This window comes from Sphingobacterium sp. 18053 (genome assembly GCF_902706145.1).
Classification (GTDB): Bacteria; Bacteroidota; Bacteroidia; order Sphingobacteriales; family Sphingobacteriaceae; genus Sphingobacterium; species Sphingobacterium paramultivorum.
The window spans coordinates 290,411-305,074 of sequence record NZ_CACSJW010000002.1 but is presented as its reverse complement, the minus strand read 5'-3'; the positions used below and the strand labels follow the sequence as shown (position 1 = coordinate 305,074).

Genomic DNA, 14,664 nt, shown 5'->3' with positions numbered 1-14,664 from the left:
ATACGATATAGATGAAATCTTCAATAAAAAAATATACGACTGCAGCGACATTTCTTCTGTTATTGGGAAGTTGTAAGTCAGACTTTTTAGATCGAGTTAATCCTAATCTTCCTGTAGAGGAAACTTATTGGGCTCTTGAATCTGATGCTCAGGCGGCAATGCCTACAATTTATTCGCCGATACGTTCCCAAATGTCAGGATACTATGGTGCGTATGGCGGTTATCAAACAATGAATCGAGCGGATGATATGTGGTTCCTAACCGGAGAAGAACCTTTTACGTGGGAGTATGTTAATTTTTTAAACTCTCCAGGTACTGCAGAAAGTGATTTTGGTAGTTTATATACGGGGATTAATAGAGCCAATGTGTTTTTAAAGAATGTTCCTCGGGTTTCCATGGACGAAGGCAGAAAGAATGAGCTGATAGGTGAAGCGAGTTTCTTACGCGGTATGTATTATTTTCTATTAGCAGCTAATTATGGTGATGTACCATTGCGTTTGCTCCCTGCAGGAGATGATCCAGATGGTGTCAACAAAGCATCTTCTCCAGAAGCTGATGTATGGAAACAAGTTATTGCAGATTTTAAAGTCGCCAAAAATTATCTTCCTGTAACACGACCAGCTGCTGAGGCAGGGCGCGTGACTAAGGGGGCAGCGGTGGCCTATTTAGGTAAGGCTCTTGTTTATACTAAACAATATTCGGAAGCAGAGACAGAACTGAAAGCACTGTTGAGCGCCCCTTATACATACGATCTAGTTGCGGACTTTGATGATAATTTTAAAGAAACAACTAAATTAAATAAAGAGTCTGTGTGGGAATTGGTTTATGATAGTCGATTTGGTGGTGATGGAAACTGGGGCGTTGATTGTGCATCCTGTGCGATGGGATTTGTACTACCCAATTTCGCAGGGCCAGATGGTACTGGAGCTTGGTTCAAGTTAATGCCTGGGGCAGCTGTTGTTCGCGATTTTACCAGTGAAGAAAGACCGATTGGTGCAGATACAAAATTTGACAAAAGAATGTACACAAGTTTCTTTTGGAAATATTCAGACTATGAAACTGGCCTGACTGACGGAGCTTGGTTTGGTAACTTGTCATTTGACAAACTTTGGGATAATGCAAGTGCAAAAAGGCAACGTGGCGAGCCCGTTTTTCCGGCGGTTAATGGAAAACAAGGCCGTTTCTTAATCAAAAAGTATACTAATTTCTATAAAAATGTCGCTGGCGCCAATAGTATGTATGATGCATCAAATAGAAATAACAATCTTCGGGTATTTCGTTTTGCAGAAGTACTTTTGCTACATGCAGAAGCATGTGCTAAAAACGGAAATTTGGGTGGTGCAACATCTAGTTTAAAACGCATCAGAGATAGAGCAGGATTAGCCAATAAAACTTGGGCAAATGCTGATGCATTAATGAAGGAAATTATCAAGCAAAATGAACTGGAGTTTTTCTTCGAAGGACATCGTTTCTTTGACTTGAAACGTTGGTATACTCCTACAGAAATGAAGCAGGTTTTTGTGGATAATAAAAAACAAGGAGCCAATAATTTCCAACCCAAACATTATTATTTACCTATTCCTGAAGGGGAAATCAATACCAATACCAAGATTCAACAACATCCATTGTGGCGATAGGTCACTATAGTACTTCCGACAAGGTCGGAAGACACATAAAAATTTATTCTCGATTCCACAGTTGAGTGTTAGTTTTTTCCGGTAGGGGAGTAGATGCCTCTGCCGGAATACTTTTTGAAATTTCTTTTAAACAATAATATGTATGATTGCAGTACAACGGATGGGTAGATTTTTCACTAATTTGATTTTGCCACTTATATGCTTTGTTCTGTTATTTTTTTCCTGTAAGAAAGATCGGGAAACAACGAATGAATTATCTTCCAAGCTGGCATTGACATCCAAAATTGATGCTGGAGAATTGTTGCTTGATGTCAATCAGCATACACTAGAGTATGTTTTCAACTTTGAGAAGGGAGCCGTAAATGTCCCCGTAAAAGATATTCTCAAGATAACTTCTGATCTGGCACATTGGCGTACAAAACTCTCCTTTAGCGACGGGTCGGAGGTGGAGGTACCTACCAAAGGTACTTCGCTCGATTTTATTGTTGAAAATATTAAACTCGATCCTTCGGGTTATAATCCACTGTCGGCCATGGTAAATGTATGGTTACCGACCTATGGTCGAGTACGGGTGACTGTGCATGGTAAGCATGGCAAATTGGGTGCCATTACGCATTTATGTAACGATGATACACCACGTCAAAACGTACCGATATTAGGCTTATATGCCGATTATGATAATGTGGTCGATCTTGCTTTTACTGACCGGGAAGGCAACGAGCGCGGTAGCACAACGATACATATTGTCACACAAGCTATAACAGTACAAGACTTTCCCCAATGGAAGATTGTCAAGGGGCAAACCGAGAAAATGGAGCCTGGGATCAATTTGGTGAGTTATCCTGGTCAGAGTGAATTAGATACTTCTTTACCTTATATGATTGATAACGAGGGGGAATTGCGTTGGTTGTTGCTGTTGAAAAAATCGCCTGATTTACAGAAGTTTTCCGGATCGATAGGCCTTAAGCGGACCAAAAAAGGGACCTTTATTTCCGGTGATCAGTCGCAACAACGTGTTGTTGAAATTGATCTCTTTGGAAACTTGGTCAATCAATGGGATCTAGCAAAACTTGGCTATGGATTTCACCATGAGGTTAGTGAAGCTGCCAATGGTAATTTCTTGATCAATGTAACCAAAGTTGCGGCACGTTTAAATAATGGCGAACCGCGTATTAACGACTTTATCATCGAATTGAATCCACAAACAGGTGTCTTAGTTAATGAATGGGATCTTGCCAAGCAACTGGATACAACGCGTTATATCAAGCCCGATGGTATTACGCCACCGGCCTTCTCGCAGAGTCCAAATAATTGGGCACATAATAATTCAATTACAGAAATTGGCGAAGATTTATTGGCCACGGCACGTTATCAGGGGATTTTCAGTTTTAATCATTCGGGAGTGACGCAATGGATTATATCGCCCCATAAAAATTGGGGAGCCAAATATCAGACCTTGTTGCTTAAGCCAATTGCCGAAGATGGCACTGCAATTACAGACCCAGCAGTGATCAATGGAGATGCTGCGGTTGCAGGTTTTGATTGGCCTTGGGGGCCACATACACCTGTCGCGTTGAGTAAGGATCGTATTTTGGTTTTTGACAATGGGTATAACCGGCAATGGAAATCAAATTTTGCTCCCGGGGTGAAAAGCTTTAGCAGGGTAGTGGAATATAAGGTTGACCTGACCAATAGAACGGTACAGCAAGTATGGTCTTATGGAAAAGATCGTGGCACGCAAGGCTTTTCACAGGCCATATCGGGCGTACAATATTTGGGGCAAACTGGACATGTTTTATTTTGTCCGGGTATGGGGGTAGCAACTTCTATTGGTTTGGGCGGACGTGTTGTGGAGATTGATCCGAAAACAAAAGAAGTGATATTTGATCTTGAGGTCGCTACTGGTAGCGGTACGGCATTCCATCGTGTGACCCGTATGCCGCTTTATCCCGAAAACTTGTAAAGTAACTATTTTTTTGAACTGAACTAAATTTATGGCCGAATCATTTGAACGTCAGCAAGCTTATATTATCGAATCACAACGCTTATTATTGGAGAGAACTAATGTTGAACTGTCTAATCCAGGAAAAATTGTTAAGCGTTATTTATATCCTGTTGTTACCAAAGAACATATCCCGTTGACCTGGCGTTACGATTTTAATCCCTTGGCAAACCCGCTTTTTCTAGAGCGAATCACCTTCAATTCAACAATGAATGCGGGGGCACTCTATTGGCAAGGAAAGTATCTGTTGTTTGTTCGGGTTGAAGGGGCTGACCGGAAATCATTTTTTGCGATAGCAGAAAGTGAAAATGGGGTGGATAATTTTCGTTTTTGGGATCAGCCATTGGTACTTCCAGATTTGGATAAAGAGGAAACAAATGTATATGATATCCGGCTGACTGCTCATGAAGACGGTTGGGTGTATGGTATTTTTTGCAGTGAAAAACGCGATGCAGCAGCTGCTCCGGGGGATCTCTCCAGTGCCGTTGCTTCTGCAGGGATCATTCGATCAAAAGATTTGAAGCACTGGGAGCGTTTACCCAATCTGAAAGCGAGCAGTCAACAGCGAAATGTCGTATTGCACCCCGAATTTGTACAGGGGAAATATGCCCTCTATACACGGCCACAAGATGATTTTATCCTAGCAAAACGTGGTGGCGGAATTGGATGGTCATTGATTGATGATATTAAAAATGCCATTGTTGTTGAAGAACAAATTATCAACAAACGTTTTTATCATACGATTAAAGAGCTGAAAAATGGTGAGGGCCCTGCGCCTTTAAAAACGGAGAAAGGCTGGCTACACCTTGCCCATGGCGTAAGGGGGACGGCAGCAGGGTTACGTTATGTGCTCTACCTTTATCTCACCAGTCTGGATGATCCAAGCCAATTGATCGCCGAGCCTGCGGGTTATCTGATGGCTCCGGAGGGAGAAGAACGGATCGGTGATGTTTCCAATGTGTTGTTTTCTAACGGTTGGATCATGAATCCCAATGGCATGGTTTATATCTACTATGCATCGAGTGATACACGAATGCATGTTGCCGTATCCTCGGTTGACCGGCTTTTGGATTATTGTCTAAATACAGCATCCGACGGTTTGCGCTCGGCAACCTCGGTTGACAATGTCCTCCAGCTTATTGGTCGCAATGCGCTATATGTTATGGAATCTGGAATTTGTTCCCGAAACGGTGTGAAACGGGCCTGATAATAGGATGTGAAAATTGAAAGCCGGTCTCCTATTCTAGATCGGATAGCCCGGCTTGTTGTTAGTTATAAAGGCTTATTGTTAGTTATAAAATCGATATTTAGGAGTATATAAATGAAAGATCTGATCAAGTTTTATGGAGTGATTGCTTTACTCTTGCTGTGTTTGACAGTGAAATCTCAGGCCGATCAACCGCTAAAGATAATATCTTATAATATCTGGAATGGATTTGAGCATACGAAAGCAAGATCGGATAAATTTGTCCATTGGATGGAACGACAGCAACCGGATATTGTTGCTTTGGAAGAACTGGTCGATTTCAAACAGGCCGATCTTCAACAGCTGGCCGAATCCTACGGACACCACTACAGCGTCTTACTCAAGGAGAAGGGCTATCCAGTAGGGATTACATCTCGCTACCCGATTACCCTGATCAAAGCCCAGGTGGATGAGTTTTGGCATGGTATGTTGCATGTTAAAATTAAAGATATTGACATTATAGTCACACATCTCAGCCCTTTTTCCTGGAAGTATCGATTAAAAGAAGCACAGCAGATTGTGGATTATATCAAAAGTAATTCCTTGAATAACTGTATGATCATGGGGGACCTCAATGCTTATTCTCCATTGGATGCAATTTGGCTGGAACACAAAGCACAACTGAGAAAGAATTTATCGAATTGGGATCAAGCGCATCCAGAATATGGCAATATGCGTGGCCAGCGTTTTGACTATAGTGTGCTGTCGACTTTTATTGCTGCAGGTTTTGATGATTGTATCGGACGTACTGTATTTCCAGAAAATAAGCGGGTCAGTTTTCCTACAGCAACACTATATGGCTGGAATTGGGGCGACAGCCGATTAGCTGAAGTGTCGGAAAGGCTAGATTATATCTTATTGTCGGAGCGATTGTCGCCTTTGGTTCAGAAGGTCGAAGTGCACAATGGTCCTGATCTCGAAGGAATATCAGATCATTACCCAGTTTCGGTCGTGATTGGCCAATTGGAGAAGTAGAAATATAATTGTAGATTGCGGTTGACCACGAGAAGAATATTCATGGAACTTTCCGTAATAGATATAGTGATCATTGTCTGTTATTTGCTGACGATGATTGTCATTGGCCTGATTCTTAAAAAGCGAGCTTCTAAGGATCTCGACTCTTATTTCTTGGGAGGGAAGTCACTTCCTTACTATATGCTTGGTATTTCTGATGCATCGGGGATGTTCGATATTTCGGGCACAATGTGGATGGTTTATCTTGCCTTTGTCTATGGCCTCAAGAGTATGTGGATTCCTTGGTTATGGCCTGTCTTTAATCAGATTTTCCTGATGGTTTACCTTTCGATATGGCTGCGGCGTTCAAATGTTTTGACGGGAGCTGAATGGATCCGAACCCGTTTTGGGCATGGTAAGGGTGCAGATGGAGCTTACACCATTGTCATTCTATACGCTATTGTAGCAGTATTGGGTTTTCTATGTTACGGCTTTATCGGAATCGGTAAATTTATGGAGGTATTCTTCCCCTGGGAACAGCTTTCGCGGTTCATTCCCTTAACTATTGACCCGATGTATGTTCCCCAATTATACGGCATGTTTTTTACTGCTATCACGACATTTTATGTCATGCTTGGCGGCATGCATAGTATCGTTTGGGCAGATATGGTGAAGTTCGCTATCATGATTGTATCCGGCATTGCAATCGCAGTGATTGCAATGCAGCAGGTAAGTCCTGAATTGTTGGCCGCCAATACACCTGAGGGATGGGACTCTCCCTTCTTTGGCTGGCATTTGGATATGGACTGGAGTAACGTACTCCCTTCTATTATGGATAGAATAGCCGATGATCAATACAACCTGTTTACCATATTTGTGATGATGATGCTTTTCAAAGGTATTTTCATGAGTATGGCTGGGCCCGCGGCAAACTATGATATGCAAAAGATTCTTGCTTGTAGGTCACCAAAAGAGGCCGCATTAATGAGCGGTTCGGTATCTGTTATCTTGCTGATCCCGCGTTATCTGATGATCATGGGTTTTACGGTGTTAGCGCTTGTGTTCTTTCGGGATGAGTTTACAGCAATGGGAAGCCATATGGATTTCGAGATCATCTTACCCAAAGCAATTAGTCGTTTTGGGAAGGTTGGATTGACAGGTTTACTATTGGCGGGACTTCTGGCTGCTTTTATGTCTTCTTTTGCTTCAACGATAAATGCGGCGCAAGCGTATTTGGTCAATGATGTCTTGCTGAAATTTTTTTATCGTTCGGCTTCGCCTAAAAAACAGATTCGTTTGAGTTATATTGTTTCTGTTTCTGTGGTTGTCTGTAGCACGATCATCGGATTATATGTCCAAAACATCAATTCGGTGCTGCAGTGGATCGTTTCGGCACTCTATGGTGGATATATCGCCGCGAATGTGCTTAAGTGGCATTGGTGGCGATTTAATGGGACGGGATTTTTTTGGGGAATGTTGACCGGTATATTCGGCGCAATTATTCTGCCTCAGTTTTTCCCACATACTTTGCCGCTTTATTATTTCCCCTTTTTGTTTGTCCTATCGTTATTAGGTTGCTTACTTGGAACTTGGTTATCTAAGCCAACTGAGGAATCTGTGTTGGTTGATTTTTATGTTCGTGTTCGCCCATGGGGCTTTTGGGGGCCAATTCACCAAAAAGCATTGCAGAAATACCCTGATCTTAAAAGAAACGATCACTTTAAGCGTGATTTATTTAATGTTGGGGTGGGGATTGTATGGCAATGTTGTTTGACATTGATCCCGATGTATATTGTTATTCAACAGGGAAAGGGCTTATTGACCAGTGTACTGATATTGGGTATTACCACACTGATTCTTAAAAAGAACTGGTATGACAAGATGTGCCGCGATGAGGCTGAATACGATGCTTTTATGATAAAATACGGAATGAATAAAGCGGATTGATAAGTAATTAAGTTTTTAAAATGGGGCTGAAAGAAGCGAAGAATCATGTAATCGGACGGCCCGTTGTTTGATTAAAAAATCGTTCACTCGTACCGTACCGATTACATTGATAATGCGTTTTTAATTTAGTTGCTCGCTTTCACCGTAAATGGAACGACATACTGTCCCCACTCCAAAGAAATAGTTCCTTGTGGAGTCGCATTGATCTTAAATTGTTCCTGTGAATTGCTTGCTGTGGCATTGCTAACAGAAACACGTAGGGCATCTTCGTTGGCATCATATTTTGTTCCCCACTGATTCCACACTTTATTAAACATAATTGTTGTTTCGTGTTCTCCAGGGATACTGTAAAGACCATATTTTCCAGCGGTTAATTTCTTGCCTTCAACCAATACATCTTTATTAAATTCGATGGTGGTCGCTTCATTCGCTCCAGTACGCCATACAATGCCGATAGGGGCGATATCAACACCAAGCTGACGGCCTTTCAAAGAAGGGCGGCTATAATTAATGTCGATCGTGACACCATCGGTGGTGGTTACTTTGGTGTTGTCTGGAGGACTCGGGCGTTTACTTTTGTCGGTCTGGGCAAAGGTAAGTTGACCTATTAAGGTCAGGATTGTTAAAATTAGTACTCTCATTTTTCGTATATTATTGATTAAACAATTAAACTTAGATAAATTACTTTTTATATGCAATATGCCTTCGGCCAAATAAGATAATTTATCGATCTCTCCTCAGCTATTGAATATCTTTTAATAAAGGAAATATAAGATTTTTTAAGTTATGGAATTGTTAGTTTTTTTTGAAGACTTGGGGTGAGGTATTTTGGTTATATAAACGAGAAAAGCCAGGATATGAATCACTGGCTTTTTCCGTTTATACCTATTATTTAAACAAGATATTCAAATAGTGTCTGGTCTTTGTTGATTTCAATGACATCAAACTTATATTCTTTCATGCGTTCAATCAATGTTTCGTAATCCTCAGGCTTGTTGAGCTCAATGCCGACTAGCGCTGGACCTCTTTCGCGTTCTGTTTTTTTGATAAACTCAAAACGGGTAATATCATCCTTAGGCCCCAATACTTCAGAAACGAAGAGTTTTAATGCACCTGGGCGTTGTGGGAAACGAACGATAAAATAATGTTTGTATCCTTCGTAAAGCAGAGACAATTCTTTGATTTCACTCATGCGGTCTATATCGTTGTTTCCACCGGATATGATGCAGACGACTTTCTTGCCTTTAATTTCATCTTTGTGAAATTCAAGAGCAGCTACCGATAAAGCACCCGCGGGCTCAACGACAATTGCATCCTTATTATACAGCTCTAGGATACATGTACAGATCTTTCCTTCAGGAATAGAGCGTGTATCATCCAACAATTGTTTCGCAATTTCAAATGTCGTTGCACCGATTTTTTTAACGGCGGCTCCATCAACAAATTTGTTGATATGCTCGAGCTCGATCGGTGCGCCATGTGTCAAGGCCGCTTGCATAGAAGGAGCTCCTTCGGGTTCAACACCATAACATTTGATCGCTTTGTTTTTACTCTTCAGGTAATAGCTCGCTCCCGCGGCAAGTCCACCCCCACCAATTGGGATAAATATGGCATCCATATCGGGAAGATCTTGTAAAGCCTCAACGGCTACAGTACCCTGTCCTTCCACAACTTTGAGATCATCAAATGGCGGGATGAAAGTCATACCATGCTCTTCTGTGTAAGCCAGCGCCGCTTTTTGACAGTCATCAAAAGTGTCTCCTGTCAAGATAATCTCTACATTACCGTTACCCCACATTTCCGTTTGTGAGATCTTTTGGCGTGGTGTAGGACCCGGCATAAATATCACGCCTTGGATGTCGAGTTTATTGCAGGAGAAAGCAACGCCCTGGGCATGGTTGCCCGCACTCGCACATACAACGCCGCGTTGTCGCTCTTCCGCTGTTAAGGAAATAATTTTATTGTAGGCACCGCGTAATTTATAGGAACGTACGACTTGTAAATCTTCCCGTTTTAGATAGACTTCGGCACCATATTTTTCGGATAGATGCCGATTATATTGAAGCGGTGTTCTGTTGACCACAGACTTGATGCGGTCAAGTGTAGCTTCTGAATTGATGTTTAAGGTTGATAGATTCATTGTTAGATGATTGCCTAGTTAAGGTAGCAAATAAAACGCAGATATTCGCTGTTATATGAGAGATTCTACCTATACAGTGTTTAAATTTAGTTGATTTTGAATGGAAGATCGTCTGAATACATGCTAAAATAATAATCAGCTATGTGTCATTTGTATCCTTTAAAAAAAATGTATTTATGATAAAAAAGGAAGGCTGCATCTGCAGCCTTCCTTTTTTATATTTTTTCCTGGATGAGGCTTTTTAGGTCATCATCACAAATATTTTTCTTTTCGTCGGCTAAAACCAAGAAGCGTTGATAGCAATCTGCTAAATCATCTTTTTCAAGATGGAAGCCTAAACGCTCCAAATGGTGTTTAAGGGCGTGTCTTCCTGAACGTGCAGTTAAGATAATATCAGCTTCAATCAAACCAACATCTTCTGGTCTGATGATCTCATAGTTTTCGCGGTGTTTTAGGAAACCATCTTGGTGAATACCCGAACTATGCGCGAAGGCATTACGGCCAACGATCGCTTTATTCGGTTGGACAGGCATGTTCATCATTTCACTTACCTTGCGCGATAAGTACGTAAACATGCGGCTATCGATGTTTGATGTTAAGCTTCCAAACGACTGGTTGTGCACCTTAAGGATCATGGCTACTTCTTCAAGCGACGTGTTTCCGGCACGTTCGCCGATACCGTTGATCGTACATTCTACCTGGCGGGCTCCATTTTGTATGGCAGCGATAGAATTTGCTGTTGCAAGTCCTAGGTCATTGTGACAATGTGCCGAAATAATTGCCTGATCGATATTGCGTACATTTTCCTTTAGGTAGTTGATTTTTGAACCATATTGGTCCGGTAAACAATAACCGTTTGTATCAGGGATGTTGACCACCGTAGCACCAGCCGCAATCACCGACTCAACCATTTTAGCAAGAAATTCCAAGTCTGCGCGACCAGCATCTTCTGCATAAAACTCGACATCTTCTACATAGGATTTGGCATGTTTTACAGCCGCAACAGCACGTTCTAAAATTTCTTCTCTTGTGCTGTTGAATTTATATTTGATATGCATGTCCGAAGAACCAATACCGGTATGGATACGTGGGCGTTTGGCATATTTTAATGCTTCGGCAGCTACGTCAATATCGTTTTGATTGGCACGGGTCAATGCACATATAATAACATCGTTCACCGCTTTAGATAATTCTACCACCGATTGAAAATCACCAGGGCTAGACACTGGGAAACCGGCTTCGATAATATCTACCCCTAGTTTTTCCAAGTCTTTAGCAATCTCAATTTTCTCTGGAGTAGTTAATTGGCAGCCTGGTACCTGTTCGCCATCACGTAAGGTGGTGTCGAAAATGTAAAGATGATTAGGATCGTGTAACATAATTTCTTAATTCAAAAGATTTACAAATTAAAAAGGGTATACTATTTAATAAACTCCAATACTTTTTCACCCATTTCCTGAGTACCTAAGATTTTTGAAGCTTCAGTGCTGCTGTTGGCAATATCACCGGTTCTCCAACCAGCTTTTAATGTTTCAGCAACAGCATTGGTAACAGCTTTAGCTTCATCCTGTAGACCAAAGCTAATATCAAGCATCAAGGCTGCAGATAAAATTGAAGCAAGTGGATTTGCTTTATTTTGACCAGCAATATCGTGTGCTGAGCCGTGGATAGGTTCGAAGAAGCCTGTGCCATCACCTACGGAAGCAGAAGCCAACATACCCATTGAGCCTGCGATCTGTGACGCTTCGTCTGTCAAGATATCACCAAAAAGATTAGCTGTCAATACCACATCGAATTTCTTCGGATTTTTAACCAATTGCATGGCTGCATTATCGATAAACATATGCTCGGTTTCAACATCCGGATATTCTTTTGCGATTTCCTGTACAACTTCCCTCCACAGGCGGGATGTTTCTAATACATTGGCTTTATCAACAGAGCATAATCTTTTGTTACGTGTGCGTGCTGCATCATAAGCTTTACGTGCGATACGTTCAACCTCGTAACGATGGTAGTTCATCAGATCTGACGCAAAGGTGTTGTCCTCATTGCGGTTTTTTTCACCAAAATACACATCACCTGTCAATTCACGGAAGAAAAGGATATCTGTACCTTGAAGAATTTCAGGCTTTAAACTCGAAGCATCCAATAACTCGTCGAATAAAAGGATTGGACGAAGATTTGCATAAAGACCTAGTTCTTTACGGATTTTCAACAAGCCTTGTTCAGGTCTTACTTTAGCAGAAGGATCATTATCATACTTGATATGGCCAATGGCGCCGAAAAGGATCGCATCAGAAGCTTTTGCTTTCGCTAATGTTTCATCAGGAAGAGGGTTGCCCGTAGCTTCAATTGCAGTATGGCCCATGATAGCTTCATCAAAGCTGAATTCATGACCATAATTTTCACCGATTTTTTCTAAAACTTTTTTACCCCAAGTTGTTACTTCTTGGCCGATGCCATCTCCAGGTATGATTAAAATATTTTTCTTCATTGTATTTTTAGTATTGAGCTATCAGAGATATGTATATTGAAACTTTGGAAGATAGGCCTAAGACCTATTGAATTGTCTTTATTTTTGACTTTTGATTTCCGGTGTTTTGCCGATATCTTGATTCTCTTTTTATTTTTTTGTTCTTGTTTTCGAATTAATTGAAGTTTTCCACATTTTTTATGTTGATAAAGCTTCTTTTTTGTGGATAACTTCGGATACAGCCTTTACTTCTCCTTTTTCCAACACGATTTTATTGTCAATGCACGTTGGTAGTTGTGTCTGGAAGTGCCCTACATAAATGAGCGTCTGGCCACTTTTACTGAGGTCATCAATGACATCGTTGAAATACTGGGTCTGCTCTTTGTCTAAACCTTGACAAGGTTCGTCCAAAATCAGCAATTCTGGATGCTTCACGATCGTGCGAGCCAATAGGACCAAACGTTGTTGGCCTAATGGTAACGACCCCAAGGTTTTGTGTTTAACCTCTTTAAGGTCAAAAAAATGGAGAATTTGCTCGAGCTTTTGCTGTTGTTCAAATCCTAATCGTTGGTATAGGCTCATGGAATCAAAAAATCCAGAAGCAATAGTCTGCCCAACGTTGGCATTCATATCATAATACCAATGCAATTCTGGCGATATAATACCCAAATGTTCTTTGATATCCCAAATGCTTTCTCCAGATCCTCTTTTTTTGCCAAAAAGATGGATGTCGTTGGCATAGGCCTGTGGATGATCGCCGTTGATTAAACTGAGCAACGTGGATTTTCCTGAACCATTATGCCCTTGTAGCAACCATTTTTCGCCGGCTTTTACTTCCCAGTCAATATTCTTTAAGACCTGTTTTTCGCCGTATGAAATATTGATCTTGTTCATTTTTACCATGATCGGAGAAGTTACTTCAGGGGCTCGTTGCAGAAAATAGGGGAGTGCCTTTCTTGTGCGGGGCAATCCTCTGGATAGCTCATTGCTATTTTGGCGAATAACAATCTTACCATGCTGAATCTCCGCAAAACGATTGATACAGTCTGGTTGTTCGTCATCATTACTTATCAACAAAAAGGTGACACCCTTATCCGCTAGCTGATCGAAAATCTGATTGAGATCTTCCCGAGACTGTGCATCTAGTCCTGTATAAGGCTGGTCGATAATGAGCACCTGCGGTTGAAGCCACAAGGCCTTGATCAATTGCAGTCTTTTGTGTTCGCCACTCGAAAGTTCAATCAACTGCTGATCTTTGAAATTTTCGAATCCAAAAATGTTCAGGTAAGAACGCACGTTTTCAAAAGAAAGCTGTTCTTCTTGCGCAAAATGTTTCAACTCAGCAAAAACCGTTAATGTATCGTTTTTTGCAAATTTGTTGTAGCGCTGTTGGTAATAGAAATTGCGATCGCCTTCAAGATTGGTAAACTGAAACCAATTGGAAACGTAGTGAATTTTTGCCGGCAGTGGGCTCGTTGGATCAAGGTGGAATGTGATCTCGCCTTCATACTTCAATTGCCCGGAAATCGCTTTTGCAAGTGTGGTTTTTCCTGTACCGCTCGGACCGCCTAAGATCCATTGCTCGCCAGGAAAAATTTGCCAATTTAAGTCTTGCAGTACGGTATCTTTACCGTACTGAATGGTTAAATTGGCAATATGGACGACAGGATCTACCATTGTCTGTTCGCTTCAAATGCTTCGATTGAATCTTTCTTGTTAAGGATAAAATCAATGTCATCATATCCATTGATCAAACATGATTTTTTGTATGGATTGATTTCAAACTCAAATTGATCACCTGTCTCTGTCAACATGACTGTTTGTTTTTCAAGATCAACGATAATCGCTGTTGTCGGATTTTGGTGCACCAATTCGAAAATTTTTGCCAAAAATTCTTCGGATACCTGAATCGGTAATACACCATTGTTAAGGGCATTTCCTTTGAATATATCGGCAAAGAATGAGCTGATGACCACATCAAAACCATAGTCTTGAATAGCCCATGCGGCATGTTCGCGGCTTGAACCACAACCAAAGTTCTTACCGGCAACCAATATTTTCCCTGTATAGGTCGGGTTGTTCAATACAAAGTCAGTTTTGGGCTGATTGTCTGTATCAAAACGCCAGTCGCGGAATAAATTATCACCAAAACCTTCGCGCGTAGTTGCTTTTAGAAAGCGTGCGGGAATAATTTGATCGGTATCAATATTTTCGATAGGTAGAGGGACTACCTGTGACGTTAAAGTTTCAAATTTTTTCATTTTT

The 14,664-nt window shown here is 41.2% G+C and carries 11 protein-coding genes; 5 read left to right on the top strand and 6 right to left on the bottom strand.

Annotation, left to right across the window (positions count from 1 at the left end; translation table 11 throughout):
* Window positions 1–11: 11 nt before the first annotated feature.
* The 5 genes from GVK91_RS05265 to GVK91_RS05245 all read left to right on the top strand — a co-directional run bounded on the left by GVK91_RS05265 (window position 12) and on the right by GVK91_RS05245 (window position 7,786).
* Window positions 12–1,637 carry a RagB/SusD family nutrient uptake outer membrane protein gene (locus GVK91_RS05265; protein WP_159727365.1) on the top strand — a complete coding sequence of 542 codons (1,626 nt, stop codon included), beginning with the start codon at window positions 12–14 and terminating at the stop codon, window positions 1,635–1,637.
* 142 nt (window positions 1,638–1,779) lie between these two features.
* Window positions 1,780–3,600, top strand: a complete 1,821-nt coding sequence (locus tag GVK91_RS05260) for an aryl-sulfate sulfotransferase (RefSeq protein WP_235032764.1) — start codon at window positions 1,780–1,782, stop codon at window positions 3,598–3,600.
* A 31-nt stretch (window positions 3,601–3,631) separates the two neighbouring features.
* Window positions 3,632–4,846, top strand: coding sequence for a glycosidase (locus GVK91_RS05255; RefSeq protein WP_159727363.1), 1,215 nt, complete (start codon window positions 3,632–3,634; stop codon window positions 4,844–4,846).
* Window positions 4,847–4,960: 114 nt separating this feature from the next.
* Entirely contained in the window at window positions 4,961–5,860 is a 900-nt protein-coding gene (locus GVK91_RS05250; protein WP_159727361.1) for an endonuclease/exonuclease/phosphatase family protein, read from the top strand.
* Between the two features lie 42 nt (window positions 5,861–5,902).
* A complete protein-coding gene (locus GVK91_RS05245; protein WP_159727359.1) occupies window positions 5,903–7,786 on the top strand; it encodes a sodium:solute symporter family protein in 1,884 nt (627 codons plus the stop codon).
* A gap of 125 nt (window positions 7,787–7,911) precedes the next feature.
* Here the strand turns inward: GVK91_RS05245 and GVK91_RS05240 are convergent, their stop codons facing one another.
* From GVK91_RS05240 to leuD, 6 genes are all read right to left on the bottom strand, one after another.
* The gene (locus GVK91_RS05240) at window positions 7,912–8,427 is read right to left on the bottom strand and encodes a DUF2911 domain-containing protein (RefSeq protein WP_153844275.1); all 516 of its coding nucleotides are present in this window, start codon (window positions 8,425–8,427) and stop codon (window positions 7,912–7,914) included.
* Window positions 8,428–8,678: 251 nt separating this feature from the next.
* On the bottom strand, window positions 8,679–9,926 hold the full coding sequence (gene ilvA / locus GVK91_RS05235; RefSeq protein ID WP_153844274.1) for a threonine ammonia-lyase IlvA: 1,248 nt from the start codon (window positions 9,924–9,926) through the stop codon (window positions 8,679–8,681).
* A 215-nt stretch (window positions 9,927–10,141) separates the two neighbouring features.
* On the bottom strand, window positions 10,142–11,305 hold the full coding sequence (locus GVK91_RS05230; RefSeq protein WP_120335010.1) for a 2-isopropylmalate synthase: 1,164 nt from the start codon (window positions 11,303–11,305) through the stop codon (window positions 10,142–10,144).
* Window positions 11,306–11,346: 41 nt separating this feature from the next.
* Complete coding sequence (gene leuB, locus GVK91_RS05225) at window positions 11,347–12,420, bottom strand: 3-isopropylmalate dehydrogenase (protein ID WP_159727357.1); 1,074 nt, start codon at window positions 12,418–12,420, stop codon at window positions 11,347–11,349.
* A gap of 177 nt (window positions 12,421–12,597) precedes the next feature.
* Window positions 12,598–14,076, bottom strand: coding sequence for an ATP-binding cassette domain-containing protein (locus tag GVK91_RS05220; protein WP_153844272.1), 1,479 nt, complete (start codon window positions 14,074–14,076; stop codon window positions 12,598–12,600).
* The gene (leuD, locus tag GVK91_RS05215) at window positions 14,070–14,660 is read right to left on the bottom strand and encodes a 3-isopropylmalate dehydratase small subunit (protein ID WP_153844271.1); all 591 of its coding nucleotides are present in this window, start codon (window positions 14,658–14,660) and stop codon (window positions 14,070–14,072) included. Before leuD ends, GVK91_RS05220 begins: the two co-directional genes overlap by 7 nt.
* Window positions 14,661–14,664 lie beyond the last annotated feature (4 nt).